At 40.3% G+C, this 429-nt stretch carries 1 protein-coding gene; it reads right to left on the bottom strand.

Going from position 1 to position 429, the window contains the following annotated elements; genetic code table 11:
* Positions 1 to 111: 111 nt before the first annotated feature.
* A complete protein-coding gene (locus J8L84_RS20295) occupies positions 112 to 390 on the bottom strand; it encodes a hypothetical protein (RefSeq protein ID WP_211072287.1) in 279 nt (92 codons plus the stop codon).
* Positions 391 to 429: the final 39 nt, after the last annotated feature.

Consider the following 429-nt stretch of genomic DNA (forward strand, 5'->3'; position numbering starts at 1 on the left):
TAACTTTTAAATAAGGGGCGCAGGCGCGCAGGGCATACTGGCGAAGCCGCCCTGCGTGTATGCGTCCCAGCCCGCGCAGCGGGCGAACTTAATTTTTTTGTTATACACAATTTAACTCGAAGAACTGCTTTCTTGCTGCAAAAAGAGCAGGATTTTTTCTAGAGAGTAGAAAAGTAACTGCAAAACTACGTTTAAGCCAACAATGATAGCGCCCCAAATAAAGCCTGTATCACTTGAATAGTATTCAAGGCCAAGCTCTGAGTGGTTACGAATATTTGAATCTATTAGTGCCCAGTTGGCAAACATTGCGATAATTAAAAAAACAAACAGCCAAAAAGATGAAAGAAGTTTGTATCGCTTTACAATTTTTTTGATATTTTCTTCTGACACGTAGGGTTCCCTCCTTGTGTATAACTTTCCAATAACTTT

The organism is Alteromonas sp. MMG017, assembly GCF_018100795.1.
Taxonomy (GTDB): Bacteria; Pseudomonadota; Gammaproteobacteria; order Enterobacterales; family Alteromonadaceae; genus Alteromonas.